The sequence below is a fragment of the Streptomyces sp. NPDC044002 genome (assembly GCF_056434525.1).
The window spans coordinates 47,097-65,658 of the sequence record NZ_JBWKEZ010000049.1 but is presented as its reverse complement, the minus strand read 5'-3'; the positions used below and the strand labels follow the sequence as shown (position 1 = coordinate 65,658).

The 18,562-nt window shown below is 70.6% G+C and carries 18 protein-coding genes and 1 tRNA gene; 15 read left to right on the top strand and 4 right to left on the bottom strand.

Annotated elements, in window-relative coordinates; genetic code table 11:
• Positions 1 to 267 precede the first annotated feature (267 nt).
• Positions 268 to 738: a RidA family protein gene (locus AC07A6_RS29725; RefSeq protein WP_362459048.1), complete on the bottom strand. Its 471-nt coding sequence runs from the start codon at positions 736 to 738 to the stop codon at positions 268 to 270.
• The gene (locus AC07A6_RS29720) at positions 735 to 896 is read right to left on the bottom strand and encodes a Sp36 family protein (RefSeq protein WP_007264966.1); all 162 of its coding nucleotides are present in this window, start codon (positions 894 to 896) and stop codon (positions 735 to 737) included. The genes AC07A6_RS29725 and AC07A6_RS29720 overlap by 4 nt, the downstream gene beginning before the upstream one ends.
• 46 nt (positions 897 to 942) lie before the next feature.
• On the opposite strand from AC07A6_RS29720, the gene bagA reads away from it, so the two are divergent.
• Together bagA and bagB are read left to right on the top strand one after the other, a co-directional pair.
• Positions 943 to 1,929 carry an ATPase BagA gene (gene bagA, locus AC07A6_RS29715; protein WP_362459045.1) on the top strand — a complete coding sequence of 329 codons (987 nt, stop codon included), beginning with the start codon at positions 943 to 945 and terminating at the stop codon, positions 1,927 to 1,929.
• Positions 1,930 to 1,946: 17 nt separating this feature from the next.
• Positions 1,947 to 3,242, top strand: a complete 1,296-nt coding sequence (gene bagB, locus AC07A6_RS29710; RefSeq protein ID WP_362459042.1) for an ATPase BagB — start codon at positions 1,947 to 1,949, stop codon at positions 3,240 to 3,242.
• 38 nt (positions 3,243 to 3,280) lie between these two features.
• On the opposite strand, the gene AC07A6_RS29705 is transcribed toward bagB, so the two are convergent.
• The gene (locus AC07A6_RS29705) at positions 3,281 to 3,631 is read right to left on the bottom strand and encodes a WhiB family transcriptional regulator (RefSeq protein ID WP_030228569.1); all 351 of its coding nucleotides are present in this window, start codon (positions 3,629 to 3,631) and stop codon (positions 3,281 to 3,283) included.
• A 397-nt stretch (positions 3,632 to 4,028) separates the two neighbouring features.
• Between AC07A6_RS29705 and AC07A6_RS29700 the strand changes: the two genes are divergently transcribed.
• The gene (locus tag AC07A6_RS29700; RefSeq protein ID WP_478779187.1) at positions 4,029 to 6,389 is read left to right on the top strand and encodes a transglycosylase domain-containing protein; all 2,361 of its coding nucleotides are present in this window, start codon (positions 4,029 to 4,031) and stop codon (positions 6,387 to 6,389) included.
• Positions 6,390 to 6,477: 88 nt separating this feature from the next.
• On the opposite strand, the gene AC07A6_RS29695 is transcribed toward AC07A6_RS29700, so the two are convergent.
• Positions 6,478 to 6,939: a GatB/YqeY domain-containing protein gene (locus AC07A6_RS29695; protein WP_362459035.1), complete on the bottom strand. Its 462-nt coding sequence runs from the start codon at positions 6,937 to 6,939 to the stop codon at positions 6,478 to 6,480.
• 68 nt (positions 6,940 to 7,007) lie between these two features.
• Between AC07A6_RS29695 and AC07A6_RS29690 the strand changes: the two genes are divergently transcribed.
• The 12 genes from AC07A6_RS29690 (at position 7,008) to AC07A6_RS29635 (ending at position 18,436) form a co-directional block, all read left to right on the top strand.
• On the top strand, positions 7,008 to 7,946 hold the full coding sequence (locus AC07A6_RS29690; RefSeq protein ID WP_362459032.1) for a metallophosphoesterase: 939 nt from the start codon (positions 7,008 to 7,010) through the stop codon (positions 7,944 to 7,946).
• Between the two features lie 101 nt (positions 7,947 to 8,047).
• Positions 8,048 to 8,121: transfer RNA gene (locus tag AC07A6_RS29685), tRNA-Pro, on the top strand.
• Between the two features lie 300 nt (positions 8,122 to 8,421).
• Positions 8,422 to 9,165 (top strand): thioesterase II family protein, encoded by a 744-nt coding sequence (locus tag AC07A6_RS29680; protein ID WP_478779186.1) that lies wholly within the window; start codon positions 8,422 to 8,424, stop codon positions 9,163 to 9,165.
• 42 nt (positions 9,166 to 9,207) lie between these two features.
• Positions 9,208 to 10,677 (top strand): cation:proton antiporter domain-containing protein, encoded by a 1,470-nt coding sequence (locus AC07A6_RS29675; protein WP_478779185.1) that lies wholly within the window; start codon positions 9,208 to 9,210, stop codon positions 10,675 to 10,677.
• 21 nt (positions 10,678 to 10,698) lie between these two features.
• On the top strand, positions 10,699 to 11,358 hold the full coding sequence (locus tag AC07A6_RS29670) for a 4'-phosphopantetheinyl transferase family protein (protein ID WP_478779184.1): 660 nt from the start codon (positions 10,699 to 10,701) through the stop codon (positions 11,356 to 11,358).
• Positions 11,359 to 11,460: 102 nt separating this feature from the next.
• A complete protein-coding gene (locus tag AC07A6_RS29665; RefSeq protein WP_478779183.1) occupies positions 11,461 to 11,760 on the top strand; it encodes an ArsR/SmtB family transcription factor in 300 nt (99 codons plus the stop codon).
• Positions 11,761 to 11,783: 23 nt separating this feature from the next.
• Entirely contained in the window at positions 11,784 to 12,017 is a 234-nt protein-coding gene (locus tag AC07A6_RS29660; RefSeq protein WP_362459017.1) for a hypothetical protein, read from the top strand.
• Positions 12,014 to 12,799, top strand: a complete 786-nt coding sequence (locus AC07A6_RS29655) for a sensor domain-containing protein (protein WP_362459014.1) — start codon at positions 12,014 to 12,016, stop codon at positions 12,797 to 12,799. The genes AC07A6_RS29660 and AC07A6_RS29655 overlap by 4 nt, the downstream gene beginning before the upstream one ends.
• Complete coding sequence (locus AC07A6_RS29650) at positions 12,771 to 13,565, top strand: ABC transporter ATP-binding protein (protein ID WP_478779182.1); 795 nt, start codon at positions 12,771 to 12,773, stop codon at positions 13,563 to 13,565. The genes AC07A6_RS29655 and AC07A6_RS29650 overlap by 29 nt, the downstream gene beginning before the upstream one ends.
• On the top strand, positions 13,562 to 16,105 hold the full coding sequence (locus tag AC07A6_RS29645; RefSeq protein ID WP_478779181.1) for an FtsX-like permease family protein: 2,544 nt from the start codon (positions 13,562 to 13,564) through the stop codon (positions 16,103 to 16,105). The genes AC07A6_RS29650 and AC07A6_RS29645 overlap by 4 nt, the downstream gene beginning before the upstream one ends.
• A gap of 194 nt (positions 16,106 to 16,299) precedes the next feature.
• On the top strand, positions 16,300 to 17,808 hold the full coding sequence (locus AC07A6_RS29640) for a tryptophan halogenase family protein (protein ID WP_478779180.1): 1,509 nt from the start codon (positions 16,300 to 16,302) through the stop codon (positions 17,806 to 17,808).
• Between the two features lie 67 nt (positions 17,809 to 17,875).
• A complete protein-coding gene (locus AC07A6_RS29635; RefSeq protein ID WP_362459002.1) occupies positions 17,876 to 18,436 on the top strand; it encodes a flavin reductase family protein in 561 nt (186 codons plus the stop codon).
• Positions 18,437 to 18,562: the final 126 nt, after the last annotated feature.

Below are 18,562 nucleotides of genomic sequence, written 5' to 3'. Positions count from 1 at the left end.
CCTCAAACGCCGGCGAGGCTGTAAATAGCCCCGCCGGCGTTTGAGGCGACGGGCGCGCAGCGCCCGTACCCGGGGTCAGGGGCGGAGCCCCTGGGAACGGTGGAAGGGCGGGTAGGGGACCGCCCCGCGCAGCGGCCCACCCACCCGCAGACGACCCACCGGCCCCGGACACGCGAACCGGCCCCGCCCCGCATCCGACGGACGGAGTCCGGCGCAGCGGCGCGAAGCCGGGGAGGCCGCCCGCGGCCGAGCCGCGCAAGCGGCGCGTCAAGAGGGGAGCAGCTCGACCTGGATCTCGATCTCGACCGGCGCGTCCAGCGGCAGGACCGCCACCCCGACCGCGGAGCGCGCGTGCACGCCCTTGTCGCCGAGCACCTCGCCCAGCAGCTCGCTCGCACCGTTCAGCACGCCCGGCTGCGCCGTGAAGTCGGGGGCCGAGGCGACGAAGCCGACGACCTTCACCACACGGGCGATCTTGTCCAGGTCACCGACCACGGACTTGACGGCGGCCAGCGCGTTCAGCGCGCACGTCGCCGCGAGCTCCTTCGCCTGCTCCGCGGAGACCTCGGCACCGACCTTGCCGGTGACGGGCAGCTTGCCCTGCACCATCGGCAGCTGGCCCGCGGTGTACACGTACGCACCCGACCGGACCGCCGGCTGGTACGTGGCCAGCGGCGGGACGACCTCGGGCAGGGTCAGGCCGAGCTCGGCGATCCGGGCCTCGACGACGCCGCTCATGCCTTCTCCCGCTTGAGGTAGGCCACGAGCTGCTCGGGGTTGTTCGGGCCGGGCACGACCTGGACGAGCTCCCAGCCGTCCTCGCCCCAGGTGTCCAGGATCTGCTTGGTGGCGTGAACCAGCAGGGGGACCGTCGCGTATTCGAACTTCTTGGTCATGGGGGCGAGCGTAATGCCTGAGCGGGAGTGGTTAGGCTCGGACGCTGTGAGCAGGCTCCAGGTGGTCAGCGGCAAGGGCGGCACCGGCAAGACCACGGTCGCCGCGGCACTCGCGCTGGCCCTCGCGCGCGAGGGCAGGCGGACTCTTCTCGTGGAGGTCGAGGGCAGGCAGGGCATCGCACAGCTTTTCGGCACGGAAGCGCTCCCCTACGAGGAGCGGAAGATCGCCGTCGCGCCCGGCACGGGCGGGGGTGAGGTGTACGCGCTCGCCATCGACGCGGAACGGGCGCTGCTGGACTACCTCCAGATGTTCTACAAGCTCGGCTCGGCCGGCCGCGCCCTGAAGAAGCTCGGCGCGATCGACTTCGCGACGACGATCGCGCCCGGTCTGCGGGACGTCCTGCTGACCGGCAAGGCGTGCGAGGCGGTGCGGCGCAAGGACAAGGCCGGGCGGTTCGTCTACGACCACGTGATCATGGACGCGCCGCCGACCGGGCGGATCACCCGCTTCCTGAACGTCAACGACGAGGTGGCGGGACTGGCCCGGTTCGGGCCGATCCACAACCAGGCGCAGGCCGTCATGAAGGTGCTCAAGTCGCCGGACACGGCCGTGCACCTGGTGACGCTGCTGGAGGAGATGCCCGTCCAGGAGACCGCGGACGGGATCGACGAGCTGGTGGGGGCGGGGCTGCCCGTCGGCCGGGTGATCGTCAACATGGTGCGCCCGCACCACCTCGACGAGGACACCCTGCGCACGGCCGCGGAGGGCCACCGCGCCGGGATCGCCAAGGCCCTGTCCCGGGCGGGGCTGGGCGGGGCGCGGCGGGGCGGGCTGGCCGAGCGGCTGGTGGAGCCGCTCCTGACGCAGGCTGCCGAGCACGCGAGCCGGGTGGAGCTTGAGCGGGAGCAGCGCGCGGTGCTGGCGGGGCTCGACGTGCCGACGTACGAACTCCCCCTGCTCGGCTCGGGGATGGAGCTGGCCGGGCTGTACGAGCTGGCGGCGGAGCTGCGCAAGCAGGTGGGCGCCGAATGAGCGGGGGCGGGGAGAGCATGGGGCTGGACACGCCGCAGCGGCTGGCGGTCGACGCGCTGCTGGACGATCCGGGGACCCGGATCATCGTGTGCTGCGGCGCGGGCGGGGTCGGCAAGACCACCACCGCGGCCGCGCTGGGGGTACGGGCGGCCGAGCGCGGGCGGAAGGTGGTCGTGCTGACCATCGACCCGGCGCGCAGGCTGGCCCAGTCGATGGGGATCGACTCGCTGGACAACACCCCGCGCCGGGTGCCGGGCATAGAGCGCGGCGCCGCCGGTGACGCTGACGGTGAACTGCACGCCATGATGCTGGACATGAAGCGGACGTTCGACGAGATCGTCGAGTCGCACGCGGACGCCGAGCGGGCGCGGGCGATCCTGGCGAACCCCTTCTACCAGTCCCTGTCGGCCGGCTTCGCGGGCACGCAGGAGTACATGGCGATGGAGAAGCTGGGGCAGCTGCGGGCCCGGGACGACTGGGACCTGATCGTCGTGGACACCCCGCCGAGCCGGTCCGCGCTGGACTTCCTCGACGCGCCGAAGCGCCTGGGGTCGTTCCTGGACGGGAAGTTCATCCGGGTGCTGATGGCTCCGGCGAAGGTCGGCGGTCGGGCCGGGATGGCGTTCCTCAACGTCGGCATGTCGATGATGACCGGCACGCTGAGCAAGCTGATGGGCGCCTCGCTGCTGAAGGACGTACAGACGTTCGTGGCGGCGATGGACACGATGTTCGGAGGGTTCCGCACGCGCGCGGACGCGACGTTCCGGCTGCTCCAGGCTCCCGGTACGGCGTTCCTCGTGGTCGCGGCGCCGGAGCCGGACGCGCTGCGCGAGGCGGCGTACTTCGTGGAGCGGCTGGCCGCGGAGAAGATGCCGCTGGCCGGCCTGGTGCTGAACCGGGTGCACGGGAGCGACGCGGAACAGCTGTCGGCGGAGCGGGCACTGGCGGCCGCAGAGAATCTTGAAGAAGGCGGCATTGTCGATCAGGAGTCCGGGAAAGCTGGACTTCGTGACGCCGCCGACGACGGCTCCCCCGGTGTGGGCGACGTACATGACGTGAACGACGTACATCACGTGAACGACGTGAACGACTCGAATGACGTGGACCAGATCACCGCAGGACTGCTGCGCCTGCATGCAGAGCGGATGCAGGTGATCGCGCGTGAGCAGCGCACACGCGATCGCTTCGCCTCTCTTCACCCGGAGGTGGCGGTGGCCGAAGTGGCCGCCCTGCCCGGCGATGTGCACGACCTCGCCGGGCTGCGGGCCATCGGAGAGCGACTCGCGGCCGGGGTTCCGGCCGCAGGAGCGTAGGCGTACGTACGAGTGGTGCCGACGCGGCGCCCGGGTGGTTACCCGGCTGCCGCGTAGGTCTCGTACGACACGTCGATCTCCGCATCGACATCCACGGTGAGGATGCCCGTACTGCGTTCGTACTCCGTGCGGGCGGTTTCGAGCAGCCGTCGCCACGAGGTGACGGTGGGACGCCGGCGCAGCAAGGCGCGTCGTTCCCGCTCGGTCATGCCGCCCCACACTCCGAACTCGACACGGTTGTCGAGTGCGTCGGCCAGGCATTCGGTCCGCACCGGACACCCGGTGCACACCGCCTTGGCCCTGTTCTGTGCCGCTCCTTGAACGAACAGTTCATCCGGATCGGTAGTGCGGCAGGCTGCCTGCGCACTCCAGTCGGTAACCCAGCCCATCCCGGTGCCGTCCTCTCCCGAATCGAGGCTCCCCCACGGCGGTAGCGGCATATTCACCGCTGCCAGTTGAGGACGTTACGGAAGGCTGGGACGGCGCAACACCCCCGACGGGCCCAATCTTGAATGGTCCGAACGGACTATGGGTAAGCGGCAGATCACCCGACGGAGTGATCCAGCGACATGCCCGACCATTCCGGCGATTCGGGTGAAATCGGGGAAGCGCCGGTGAGCGGCCGTCAGGGCGAAGGGCGGGATTCGGACATGAGTCCACCCCATTCGGGAAGGGTGAAAATCAAGCCGGGGGGTTGATGTCGCACCGCACTGCTGTGACAGTTGGGGACAGCTTAGGCCAAGGCATTCGCGCGTGTCCGGCGAATGAGAACGTAGGCTGCCCTCTATGGGAAAGAAGCGCTCGGGCGCAGGGCTGACGGGGCCGCAGCAGGCCGCCAAGTTCCTCGGGGTGTCGGTTCTCTCCGGAGTCGTACTTGCCGGCATCGCGATCCCGGGCGCAGGCGCGCTGGGCCTCGCGGCCAAGGGCACGGTCGAGGGTTTCGACGAGATCCCGGCCAATCTGAAGACGCCTCCGCTGAGCCAGCGCACCACGATCCTGGATGCCGAGGGTGGCTTGATCGCCACCGTCTATTCACGGGACCGGCAGGTCGTGCCGCTCACGGCCATGTCTCCGTACATGCAGAAGGCGATCGTCGCCATCGAGGACTCGCGTTTCTACGAGCACGGCGCGGTCGACCTCAAGGGCATCCTCCGCGCGGTCAACCGCAACGCGCAGGAGGGCGGGGCGGCGCAGGGCGCCTCCACGCTCACGCAGCAGTACGTGAAGAACGTCTTCGTCGAGGAGGCAGGCGACGACGAGACGAAGGTGCGCGAGGCCCAGGAGAAGAGCCTCGGCCGCAAGATCCGCGAGCTGAAGTACTCGATCCAGGTCGAGGAGGAGCTCGGGAAGAAGAAGATCCTCGAGAACTACCTCAACATCACCTACTTCGGGCAGGGCGCCTACGGCATCGAGTCCGCCTCCCAGCGCTACTTCAGCAAGCCCGCCAAGGACCTGACGCTGGAGGAGTCGGCGCTGCTCGCCGGCCTCGTGCAGTCGCCCAGCCGGTACGACCCGGTGAACGACAGCCAGGAGGCGATGAAGCGGCGCAACGTCGTCCTGCAGCGCATGGCCGACGTCAAGGACATCTCGCAGGCCGAGGCGGACGAGGCGAAGGCGAAGCCGGTCACGCTGAAGGTGACCCGGCCCAAGAACGGCTGCATCACCGCGGTCAAGGGCGCCGGGTTCTTCTGCGACTACGTGCGCGCCACCTTCCTCTCCGACACGGTCTTCGGCAAGACCCGCGAGGAGCGGGCCAAGATCTGGAACCAGGGCGGCCTGACCATCCGCACGACGCTGGACCCGCAGTCGCAGGAGGCCGCCAACGCCTCGATCAAGGACCACGTCAACGAGGACGACTCGATCGCCACGGCCGTGACCATGGTCCAGCCGGGCACCGGCAAGGTCCTGGCGATGGGCCAGTCGAAGCCGTACGGCTTCGGGAAGAACGAGACGCAGATCAACTACTCCGTCGACAAGCGGATGGGCGGCTCCAACTTCGGCTTCCAGGTGGGCTCCACGTTCAAGCCGTTCATCGCGGCCGCCGCCATAGAGCAGGGCATGGAGCCGACGAAGGTCTACTCGGCCCCGAACAAGATGGAGTACCCGAGCCCGGTGTCGCGCTGCTCGGGCCCGGCCTGGCAGAACCTGCCGCTCGGCAACGGCAAGCTGCAGACCGCCGAGAACGAGACGCGGGACGAGATCGGCCCGTACGCGCTGCGGACGGCGATGGAGAAGTCCATCAACACCTACTTCGTGCAGATGATCTCGGACATCGGCCTCTGCCCGGTGACGGAGATGACGCAGAAGCTCGGCGTGGTCCCGGCCAGCGGGGTCAAGCTGCCCGAGGAGCCGTCCATCGCGCTCGGCTCCGCCGAGATGTCCCCGCTGACGATGGCCAACGCGTACGCCGCCTTCGCCAACCGGGGCGTCTACTGCACCCCGATCGCCCTGGAGTCGATCACCGACGCGCACGGCAAGGCGCTCACGGTGCCGAAGTCCAGGTGCGACCGGGCGATGTCCCAGGACACGGCCGACACCATCAACCAGCTGCTGCGCGGGGTCGTCGACTCCGGTACGGGTGAGCGGGCCGGCCTGACCGACCGCGACAACGCGGGCAAGACCGGTACCACCGACAACCGGTACAACGCCTGGTTCGTGGGCTACACCCCGAACCTGTCCAGCGCGGTGTGGGTCGGCTCCGGCGGCTCGAAGAAGATCTCGATGGAGGACATCACCATCGGCGGGCAGTACTACCCGAAGGTCTTCGGCGGCGGCCTGCCCGGCCCGATCTGGAAGGACGCCGTCTCGGGCGCGCTCGCCGGCCGAGAGGCCCCGAACTTCGTCGGGGCCAGCATCCCGGAGTCCCCGGTCGGTGGCGGCGGCGGCGCGGGCAACGGCAGCACCGGCGGGACCGGCGGCCGGGGCACCACGCCCCAGCCGCCCGCCACCCCGCGCAAGCCGAACAAGCCGGGCAAGCCCGGCGGTGACAACAAGCCCGGCGGCGGTGCCGCGGCCGGTGGTACCACGACCGGCGGCACCACGACCGGCGGTACCACGACCGGCGGCACGGTCCCGGTGGTCCCGGTCCCCGAGGTCCCGGTGGTCCCGGGCCCGGCGGGCGGCGGCGCCGGCGGCCCTACCCCGTAGCGGCGCAAGGACGAAGAAGGGGAGGGCCCCGGCCGGATCACCGACCGGGGCCCTCCCCTTCTTCCTGCTGTTCCTGCTGTTCCCGTCCCTACGAAAGCTGCTTCTTGACGGCTGCGGCGACCCGGCCGCCCTCCGCCAGACCCGCCACCTTCGGGTTCACGATCTTCATGACGGCGCCCATGGCCCGCGGCCCCTCGGCACCCGCCGCCTTGGCCTCCTCGACCGCCTGCGCCACGATCGCGGTCAGCTCGTCGTCGCTGAGCTGCTTGGGCAGGTAGGCGTCCAGGAACTCGCCCTCCGCGGTCTCCCGCGCGGCCTGCTCGTCGCGGCCGCCCTGGGCGAAGGCGTCCGCGGCCTCGCGGCGCTTCTTCGCCTCCTTGGCGATCACCTTGAGGACTTCCTCGTCGGAGAGCACGCGCGCCTCCTTGCCCGCGACCTCCTCCTTGGTGATGGCGGCGAGGGTCAGGCGCAGGGTGGACGAACCGAGTTCGTCGCGCGCCTTGATGGCGGTGGTGAGGTCTTCCTGGAGCTTGGCCTTGAGCGTGGTCATGCCCCTGAGTCTGCCAGGTGCGGGGCCTGTGGCGCCCATCGGTTTTCCTGGTCTGCGACGATGGGGGCATGCACGCGCGTTACGGAACCCCCCTGAAGGTGACCGCCTCGATCGCGGCGGTGGGGGCCGCCGGTGTGGCCTATGCCGCGGGGTTCGAAGCCCGGTCCTTCCGACTTCGCCGGATCACGGTTCCGGTACTGCCCGCCGGAATGCGCCCGTTGCGCGTACTGCAGGTCTCGGACATCCACATGGTCGGCGGCCAGCGCAAGAAGCGCGCCTGGCTGCAGTCCCTGGCCGGACTGCGCCCCGACTTCGTCGTGAACACCGGCGACAACCTCTCCGACACGGAGGGCGTGCCCGAGCTGCTCGACGCGCTGGGTCCGCTGATGGACTTCCCCGGCGTGTACGTCTTCGGGTCCAACGACTACTACGGGCCGCGGCTGCGCAACCCCGGGCGCTACCTGATCGAGAAGGTGCAGGGCCGCCACGGCCTGAACGGCAACAAGCCGGTCGTCGGCGCCGTCCACAACCCGTGGGAGGACATGCGGGACGCCTTCGACGCGGCGGGCTGGCTGAACCTCACGAACACCCGGGCCCGGCTGAAGGTGAACGGGGTGGAGCTGGCCTTCACCGGCCTGGACGACCCGCACATCAAGCGGGACCGCTACGAGCGGGTCGCGGGCGGCCCGGAGGCGGACGCGGACTTCTCGCTGGCGGTCGTCCACGCCCCGTACCTGCGCGTCCTGGAATCCTTCACCGCGGACCGCTACCCGCTGATCCTGGCCGGCCACACCCACGGCGGACAGCTGTGCATCCCCTTCTACGGGGCGCTGGTCACCAACTGCGACCTCGACACGAAGCGGGTGAAGGGCCTGTCCACGTACGAGGCCGAGGGCCGGCGCTCCTACCTCCACGTCTCGGCCGGCTGCGGCACCAACCGCTTCACCCCGGTCCGCTTCGCCTGCCCCCCGGAGGCGACCCTCCTGACCCTGGCCCCCAAGGCCTGACCACCGGCGCCGGGCCCTCGCGAAAACCGGATTTCGTCTCAGGCCGAGGGTCCGCTAAAGTAATCGATGTCGCCAGGACAGCACAGCTTCAGGGCGGCGATCGGGGTGTAGCGCAGCTTGGCAGCGCGCTTCGTTCGGGACGAAGAGGTCGTGGGTTCAAATCCCGCCACCCCGACTTCGTAAGACCAGGTCAAGGGCTTGATCCGCATCGCGGGTCAGGCCCTTGAGTGGTTTACGGACCTGTCTTGGGAGCCGTCAGGGAGCCGCCCCGGCCGGATCCGGTCGGCGCGCCGTGGCGTGATCACCGACGCGGACGTGACATCGCTGCCGCGACCACGGACCACAGCGCCTTCAAGATCTCCGAGCCGGTATCTACCCGGGTCCTGTCAGCTGGCTGTCAGCGGTGCTTGATCCAATGGCCGATATCCGTGGAAAGGCCGAGTGTGTTCGGCATGCGATCGGCAGGAGCGCCTTGATGGCCTGGACGGAATGCCGCGAACCCCGCCCGTTCGCCGCACAGCGATTGGTCTGTTTCCCGCATGCCGGGGGGTCGTCGTACTTCTTCCGGGAGTGGCGCAAGGGGCTTCCCGAGTTCGAGGTGCATGCGGTCTGCTACCCGGGGCGGGCCGACCGTTTCGGGGAGCCGCCGGCCACCGACCTCCTGACGATGGCCGGGGAGATCGCCGAGGCCGTCCGGCCTCTCATGGACCGGCCCACCGCGCTGTTCGGCCACAGCATGGGCGCCGTCATCGCTTATGAGACGGCCAGGATCCTGGAGGCCGGAGGCGGGTCGCCGGCGCATCTCTTCGTGTCGGGCGCCCGGCCGGCCCATCTGGTGCGGCGGGAGGCCCAGGCAGCCGCCCTGGACGACGAGAGCGTCATCGCGACGCTGATGGAGTTGGGCGGTACCGACACCGAGCTGCTCGGAAATCCGATGTTCCGCGAGCTGGTCCTGCCGTACGTCAAAGACGACTTCCGGCTGCTCGGCGCCTACCGCCACCGTGCGGGCCCCCGGCTGGACTGCCCCGTGACGGCGGTGCTGGGTGACGTCGACGGACGGGTGACGCCGGATCAGGCCGCCCTGTGGGCCGAGCACACCGAGGGCGGGTTCCGGCAGCACGTGGTTGCCGGTGATCACTTCTACCTGGCCGCATCACCACCGTACGAGCTGGTGCGGCAGGCTCTCACCACCGAACGGGACGAGACCCGGCACCGATGAGCAGCACCGTCCGTTCATCGACGACCACGGGGGATGCGCGTCGTGCGTGAGGGAAATCGGTTCGGGAAGCGGCGCTGGGCCGCGGTGGTACTGCTCGTGACGGTGCCGCTGGCGGTGATCGCAGCGGCCACGGCCCTGGTCACCGGGCAGCCGTCCCTGGCCAAGGGAGCGGCGAACGCCGCGCACGGCCTCGACAAGGGGGGCCACTTCCTCCTCGCCGTGGCGGCCATCCTGCTCGCCGCCTATCTGGGCGGGCTGCTCGCCGACCGGCTGGGCCAGCCACGGGTGATCGGGGAGATCTGCGCGGGTCTCGCGCTGGGGCCGACCCTCTTGGGGCGTTTCGCCCCCGGGGCCGGGGACTGGCTCTTCCCGGCGGGCGCCCTGCCGATGCTGGACGGGCTGGCCCAGGTCGGTCTGGTCTTCTTCATGTTCGGGGTCGGACGCGAGCTGACCGGGATGCGGCTGCGCGGCACCGGAGCACAGGCGCTGCTGGTGAGCCAGGCCTCCCTCCTGGTGCCCTTCGCAGCCGGAACCGCGGCGGCCGTCCCGCTGGTGGGGGAGTTCGCGGGGCAGGCCGACGATCCGGTGGCGTTCGTGCTGTTCGTGGGATGCGCGCTGAGCGTCACCGCCTTCCCGGTGCTGGCCCGCATCCTGACCGACCTGCGCCTCACCCGTACCCGTCAGGGGCAGCTGAGCCTCTTCGCGGCCGCGGTCGGGGACGGCGCCGTATGGCTGGTGCTCACCGGGATCCTGGCCGATCTCCACGGCAGCGGCCCGGCGGGGGTCCTCTGGAACGGCCTGATGGCCGCGGTGATCACCGTGTTCTTCCTGGGGCCGCTGCGCAAGGGGCTGGCCCGCTGGGCGCGCTCCCGGGCGGGCGCCGCGGAAGGCGTCGAGAGCGATGCGACCACCATGGTCCTCCTCGCCGTCGGCATCGCCGCCACGGCCACGCTGACGACACTGATCGGGGTGCACCAGCTGATCGGGGCCCTGCTGGTCGGGCTCGCCTGGCCGGCGGGCAACGCCCGGGCGGCCCGGGTGGCCGACCGGCTGTCCGGCACGGCCCGGATCGTGCTGCTGCCGTTCTTCTTCTTCGGGTTCGGTCTGACGATCGATCTGGGCGCGCTGGACTTCGACCGGACCTCGGTTCTGGCTCTCGTCACGCTGCTCACCCTGGGCGTCGTGACCAAGATCTTCGGGCCTGCGCTGAGCGCCGTCCTCACGGGGATGCCCGGCGGGTCCGCCCTGACGCTCGGCGTGCTGCTCAACGCCCGCGGTCTGACCGAACTGGTCGTCCTCCAGATCGGCTACCAGGCCGGCATCATCGACCAGCGACTGCTCAGCCTGCTCACCATCGTCGCGCTCGTCACCACGATGATGACGCGTCCGTTGCTCCGGCTGCTGGGCCCGGATGCGGTCGAGCCGGTGCTCGCCGCGCACGGGGACGGCGCCGACGAGCGGGGCGGTGTCTCCGGGCGCGGTGCGCCGGAACTCACCCCCCTCCCCCGGTAGCCCCCTGCGCAGGGCGGCTGTGTGATCGACGAGATTCTGCCCGCGGCCGTCAGTGCCGCCGAGTGCTTCGGGGACCCGCCCGAGGCGGCGCTGTACCCCGAGGAACGGGCGGCTCTGGGCGAGACCGGGGAAGCGCGCCGTCGAGAGTTCACGACGGTCCGGCACTGCGCACGCCTGGCCCTCGGCGGGCTGGGCTTCCCGCCGACGCCGCTGCTGCCGGGTGTGCGCGGCGCCCCGCGATGGCCCGACGGTGTGGTCGGCAGCATGACCCACTGTGCGGGCTATCGCGCCGCGGCCGTCGCGGACAGCTCCGGCATGCGCACCCTCGGTATCGACGCGGAACCGCACCAGCCCCTGCTGGAGGGCCTGCTGGACTACATCGGGCTGCCCGAGGAGCAGGCCCGGCTCTCCGGGCTCGCCCGCCAGTACCCGGACGTGCACTGGGACCGGCTGCTGTTCTGCGCCAAGGAGGCCATATACAAGGCGTGGTTCCCGGTGACGCAGCAGTGGCTGGGCTTCGACGGGGCGCAGGTCACCCTCCTGCCCGACGGCTCCTTCCACGCCCGCATCCTCGCCCCGCACCCGCCGGAACAGCCGACCGCACCCAGGGCCTTCGAGGGGCGGTGGCTGGCGCGGAACGGCCTTCTGCTGGCGTGCGCGACCGAGCCGCAGCATGTTTGACAGCCTTTCCAGGCATGTGAAAGATTTGACTGACACATACAGTCCGGCGCGCTGGGGAGGTGGACGTTGAACAGCGAGGAGCTACTGACCTTTCTCGCTGCAGTGGGCCACGCACAGCGGCTCCGGGCCATCGCAGGGCTCGCCGGCGGCCGGATGTACGTGAGTGAACTGGCCCGGCAGCTGGGCATGTCCCGCCCCCTGCTCTACATGCACCTCGAGCGCCTCGAGAAGGCGGGCCTGGTCGTCGGCCAGCTCGAACTCTCCGACGACGGCAAGGCCTTGAAGTACTTCGAGTTGGCTCCGTTCGAGTTGCGCCTCAATGTGCAGACGATCCTGGACGCCCTCCGGGCGGACGAGGAACAGGCACACGAGGCGGACGGGCCCACCGATGAGGAAGGTTAGAACGTTATGAAGGGGACCCGGACATGACCGGCGCCATCGTCGCTATCGCCATCGTCTTGATCATCGTCGGAGGAATCACGGCGGCGGTGGTCTCCCACTTCAGACTCCAGCGCCACCGCGCCGACGCCGTGGCCATGGCCTCCTATCGCAAGCTGGCCGAAGAGGCCGTCGCCCGTCAGGAAGCCCTGCTGGCCGAGATGGCCGAGCTGAAGGCCCGGGTGGGCTCGATCGACGAGATGCTGCGGAGAATCGAATGATCCGGCTCTCGCCGACCCGTCTGCGTCCGCCCCGGTCGTTAGTCAAACTGCCGCTCTCCGCCGCCCCCTGGCTGGCCGCCGGCTACCTCGCGAGCTATCTCGTCGTGGGCAGCGCCCTGTTCGTCGTGGCGACGGCGGCGATCCTGGGCGGTGCGGTGGCGAGCCAGCTCACCGTGACCGTACCCCTGCTGATCGGGGCGGCCTGGGTGATCAGGGGCTGTGCACAGGTCGAGCGGGGCCGTGCGCACCTGATCGACCGCCCGATCCCGTACCTCTACAAGGACGTTTCCGAGCCCGGGCTGTCCGCCCACCTCAAGGCCCGCTGCGCCGATCCCACGATCGTCCGCGACTGCGCCTACCTCGTCCTCCTCTTCCCTCCGCTGCTGCTGCTGGACGTCTTCGCGCTGGCCGTCTGGCTGGTGCTGCTCGGCTGCGTGACGCTGCCGCTGTGGTACGCGGCCCTGACCGCTTCCGGTGTGACGGCGGGGCAGAACGACGTGATCCTCGCGATCGACACCTTGCCCGGATCGCTGGGCGTCTCCGCCGTCGCGCTCTTCCTGCTTCCCTTCGGTGCCCGGCTCGTGATGTCCGCGGCGCAGCTGCACCTGACCGTTGCCCACACCGTCCTGCGACCGCCCGGTGACCCGCTCGCGGAGGTCAAGGGCGTACTCGCCCGTCCCGGGCCGCTCGCCTCCCGACAGGGAACGACCGGCAGCGGCTCCTCCACAGATCCGACACCCGATAGGGAAGCCCATGAACCGAACACCGGACGGGTCGGCTGAGGCCGTCGTCCTCCTGGACTCCGTGCACAAGCTCTACGGCAGCGGGAAGAACAGGGTGGCCGCCCTCGACGGGGTGAGCATCGGGCTCCGCCAAGGCACCTTCACCGCGGTGATGGGACCGTCCGGCTCCGGCAAGAGCACCTTCCTGCACTGCGCCGCGGGACTGGACCGGCCGACGTCGGGTTCGGTCCGGCTGGACGGCGTGGAGCTGTCCGGGCTCAAGGAGCGGGAGCTGACCAAACTCCGCCGTGAGCGCGTCGGGTTCGTCTTCCAGGCGTTCAACCTGATGCCCGCGCTGAGCGTGCGCGACAACGTCACCCTGCCATTACGCCTGGCGGGACGCCGCCCCAAGGCAGCCGAAGTCGATGAGGTGATCGAGCGCGTCGGCCTCGCCTCGCGCCAGAAGCACCGTCCCGGCGAGCTCTCCGGCGGCCAGCAGCAGCGTGTCGCGATCGCCCGTGCGCTGGTCACCCGGCCCGCCGTGGTCTTCGGTGACGAGCCGACCGGAGCGCTGGACACCCGCACCGCCCGCGAGGTGCTCGGCCTGCTGCGGGAGGCCGTCCAGTGGTCAGGTCAGACCATCGTGATGGTCACCCACGACCCGGTGGCCGCCGCCCACGCCGACCGCACCCTCTTCCTCGCCGACGGCAAGATCGTCGATTCGCTGGAACGCCCGACCGCCGACATGGTCGCCGAACGCATGACCCACCTCGGCGCCTGGGCCGATGAACAGGTGCACGGCGGGCAGCCCGGAGCAGCCCGATGATCGGCCTGGCGCTGCGCTCACTGAAGTTCCACAAAGGCGGCTTCATCGCCTCCTTCATCGCCCTGTTCTTCGGCGCCGCCATCGTGATCGCCTGCGGCGGACTGCTGGAGACGGGAGTGCGCGGACTGGCCGCGCCACAGCGGCTCGCGGCCGCCCCGGTCGTCGTCACCGGGGACCAGAACTACCCCGGCTCGAACAAGGTCTTCCAGGAGCGGGTCCGCCTCGATGCCGCCGACGTGCAGAAGGTCGCCGCGGTGCCTGGCGTCAAGGCCGCCGTGCCGGACCTGTCCCTGCCCGTCACCCTCGTCCTGGACGGCGGCAAGGGCGGCCTCTCCGCCACCGGCCACGGCTGGGCCTCCGCGGCCCTCGGTCCGTACCGCGTGGCCGAGGGCTCGGCGCCGGCCGGAACCGGCCGCGTCGCGCTGGACTCCCGGCTCGCCGCCGAGGCCGGTGCCCGCGTAGGGGACCGGATCACCCTCGGCCTGCACGGCGCCGCCCGCCCCTACGAGGTGGCCGCGCTGGTGAACGGCCCCGGTGACGGTGCCACCGTGTTCCTCTCCGACGCCGACGTGGCGCAGGCCGCCCCGCAGGAGGGCAAGGTCGACTCCATCGGCGTCGTCACCGAACCCGGAGCCTCCACCGGGCAGGTCCGGGCCGCCGTCGCCAAGGCCCTCAAGGGCATGCCGGTGACGGTGCTGACCGGCGACGAGCGGGGCCGGGCCGAGTTCCCCGACGTCGTCACCCGCGGCAAGAACCTGGTCTCGATGTCCGCGGTGTTCGGCGGACTGGCCGCGATGGTCACCGTCTTCGTGGTCGCGAGCACCCTCGGCCTGTCGATCCAGCAGCGGCAGCGACAGATGGCGCTGCTGCGCGCGATCGGCTCGACGCCGGGCCAGGTCCGCCGGATGATCCTCGCCGAGACCTTCGTCGTCGCCGTCTTCGCCACCGCACTGGCCTGTGTGCCGGGGCCCCACCTGGGGAAGTGGCTGCTGGGCCGGTTCGTCGACGCCCACGTGGTGCCCGAGGTGGTGATGTACCGGGCGGGCTGGATCCCGCTGATCGCGGGCGCCGGCGCGGCCCTGGCGACCGCCCTGGGTGCCGCGTACATCGCGGCCCGCGGGGCCGCACGTACCCGGCCGACCGAGGCACTGGCAGAAGCTGCCGTCCAGCGCCGCTGGTTCAACTGGATCCGGGCGGTCGTCGCCCTGCTCTGCCTGGCCGGCGGCACCGTGCTCGCCTTCGTCACCCTGCAGATGGACGGTGCCAAGGCCGGCAGCGCCGCGACGCCGGCCGCCATGCTGTGGGCCGTCGGCTTCGGCCTGCTGGGCCCCGGCCTGACCAGGCTGGTGACCGCCCTGCTGCACTGGCCGGTGCGGGCGGTCACCGGTTTCGCCGGCCGGCTGGCCCTCCTCAACGCCCAGGCCCGGTCGATCCGGATGGCCGGGGCCGTCATGCCCGTCATGCTCGCCACCGGCCTGGCCAGCGCGCTGATCTACCTCCAGACCACCCAGAGCGCGGGCGCCGAACAGGCGTTCAAGGACAATCTGCGGGCCGACGTGGTGATCACCTCGGCCACCGGCGGGATGCCGGCGTCACTGGTGGAGCGGATCGGACGGCAGCCCGGCGTGGCCGCAGCGTCCGCGTACGTGCCCAGCTCCGGCTTCCTGGAGCCGTCGAAGGCCGAATGGGCGGCCTACAACGGCAAGGGCAAGGCGCCGAAGGGCACCCCGGTGCAGATCAACGGCGTCTCGCCCGAGGGCATCGAGCGCACCACCTCCGTGCGCGTGGTGAGCGGCAGCCTCGCCGACCTGCGGGAGGACACCGTGGCACTGCCCGAGTCGTCCGCCGGCGGGCACCGGCTCGGTGAGCGGATCCCGATGCGGCTGGGCGACGGCACGAAGGTCGAGCCGAAACTGGTGGCCACGGTCAACGAACGGCGCGGTTACGGCGCCGTGTTGATGCCGGCCTCGGTGATCGCCCAGCACACCGCCAAGGGCGGGGTGCCGCAGATCCTGGTCTCCGCGGCGCCCGGCACCGACTCCGGGCAGCTGGCCGACCGGCTCACCGGCCAGGGGGCGCCCGCGCCCGGTCTGCACGTCACCGACCGGACGTCGCTGGTCAGCGCACAGGTCAAGCAGAACGACACCCAGACCTGGGTGGCCTACCTCCTGGTCGCCATGGTGATCGGCTACGCGGTCATCGCCCTGGTGAACACCCTGGTGATGGCCACCACCGAGCGCCGCCGGGAGTTCACCCTCCAGCGCCTCATCGGTGCCACCCGCTCCCAGGTCATGCGGATGATGACGGTGGAGGCGCTGCTGACCGCCTTCGCGGGCATCGCGCTCGGCATGCTGGTCGCGGCTGCGACTCTGATCCCGCTGAGCTACGCGGTGCTCGACCGGGCTCTGCCCGCCGGGCCGGCGTCGATCCTGGTCACCGTCATCGCCTCCGCGCTCGCCCTGACCCTGGGCGCCACTCTGCTGGCGGCCCGCATCTCCCTGCGCACACGGCCTTCGGCCGCCGTCGGCAGCCGGGATTGAGCTGAAGACTGGAAAATCCTCCTCCGCCACCTGCGAATTTCGCCCACCACTTAACAACGTGGTGGGCGAAGTCTTGTCAAACCTAAGCTCGCTCTTATGGCGTTGAAGCCCCTCGTCAACCGTCTTGTAGCAGAATTGGAGTTTGCCAAGTGCTCAATAGAGTCGTGATTGTAGGTGGCGGCACAGCCGGCTGGATGACCGCCTCGTACCTCAAGGCGGCATTCGGCGACCGGGTCGACATCACCCTCGTCGAATCCGGCAAGGTGGGCACCATCGGTGTCGGCGAGGCCACTTTCAGTGACATCCGCCACTTCTTCGAGTTCCTTGGCCTCAAGGAATCGGACTGGATGCCTGCCTGCAACGCCACGTACAAACTCGCGGTCCGCTTCGAGAACTGGCGCAAGCCGGGCCACCACTTCTATCACCCGTTCGAGCAGATGCGGTCGGTCGACGGCTTCCCGCTGGCCGACTGGTGGCTCAAGAACGGCCGCACCGACCGCTTCGACGTCGACTGCTTCGTCATGGCCAACATCTGCGACGCCGAGCGCAGCCCGCGCCACCTCGACGGCACGATGCTGTCACAGCCCTATGACGAGACCGCCGACGAGCCCCAGGGCCTGACGATGTCGGAGCACCAGGGCAAGACGCAGTTCCCGTACGCGTACCACTTCGAGGCCGCGCTGCTGGCCAAGTTCCTCACCAAGTACACGGTGGACCGGGGCGCGAAGCACATCGTCGACGACGTCAAGGACGTCAGGCTCGACGAGCGCGGCTGGATCAAGAGCGTGGTCACCGCCGAGCACGGCGAGCTGGAGGGCGACCTCTTCATCGACTGCACCGGCTTCCGGGGGCTGCTGCTCAACAAGGCCCTGCAGGAGCCGTTCATCTCCTACCAGGACACGCTGCCCAACGACAGCGCGGTCGCGCTCCAGGTGCCGCAGGACATGGAAGCGCGGGGCATCCGGCCCTGTACCACCGCCACCGCGCAGGACGCCGGCTGGATCTGGACCATCCCGCTGTACGGCAGGATCGGCACCGGCTACGTCTACGCCAGCGACTACCTCTCGGCCGAGGAGGCCGAGCGCACGCTGCGCGAGTTCGTCGGCCCGTCGGCGGCGGAGGCCGAGGCGAACCACATCAAGATGCGCATCGGCCGCAGCAGCCGCTCCTGGGTGAACAACTGCGTGGGCATCGGCCTGACCAGCGGGTTCGTCGAGCCCCTGGAGTCGACCGGCATCTTCTTCATCCACCACGCCGCGGAGCAGCTGGTCAAGAACTTCCCCGGCGCGGATTGGAACCCCGTGCACCGCGACAGCTACAACAGCTCCATCGCCAACGTGATGGACGGCGTCCGGGACTTCCTGACCCTGCACTACGCCGCCGCTGCGCGCAACGACACCCAGTACTGGAAGGACGCCAAGACCCGCCCGCTGCCGGACGGGCTGGCCGAGAAGATCGAGCACTGGAAGCACCAGCTGCCCGACAGCGAGTCGGTGTTCCCGTACTACCACGGGCTGCCCCCCTACTCCTACATGTGCATCCTGCTCGGGATGGGCGGCATCGACCTCAAGCCCTCCCCGGCCCTTTCGCTCGCCAACGAGAGCGCGGCGCAGAGGGAGTTCCAGGCGGTGCACGACCAGGCCGCGCGCCTGATCCAGCAGCTCCCGACCCAGTACGAGTACTTCACCCACATGCGCCGATGAGCCCGTCAGCGCGGCGTCGGCCCTGTGGCCGCCGCCGCGCTGCGCCGTCGCCCCAGGAGCGTCGCTCATGACCGAACTGTCCCAACTCACCGGCCCGAAACACCCGGCCGATCCCCGGAGGACGGCCGTCGCCGAGGGCCAGCGCGCCATGATGAGCCGATTCCCCACCGGAGTCGCCGTCCTGACCGCCACCGACCACACCGGCACACCGCGCGGGATGACCATCTCCTCGCTGTGCAGCGTCTCCCTGGACCCGCCCACCCTGCTGGTCTGCCTGCGGTGGGGCAGTCCCACCCTGGAGACGGTGCTGGACAGCGGGCGGTTCGCGGTGAACCTGCTGCACGGCGCTGCCCGGACGGTCGCCGACCTGTTCGCCTCGGGCGCGCCCGACCGCTTCGACCGGGTGCGCTGGGAGCACGACGCCGAAGACCCCCGCTCCGGCGGCCCGCACCTGTTCCACGACGCCCACGGCGTCGCGGACTGCCTGGTGGGCGACCGGCACCGCAGCGGGGACCACCTCGTGGTGTTCGGTACGGTCCTGCGCGTCACCCAGTACTCCGGCCGGCAGCCGCTCGTCTACGGCCGGCGCGAGTACCACGTCTGGCCGACGGGCCGGGAGGTGCTCTAGGAGCCCCCACCGCCTGGACCGGGGGGGGGGGGGGGGGGGGGGGGGGGGGGGGGGGGGGGGGGGGGGGGGAGGGGCGGGGGGGGGGGGGGGCGGGGGGGGGGGGGGGGGGGGGGGGGGGGGGGAGGG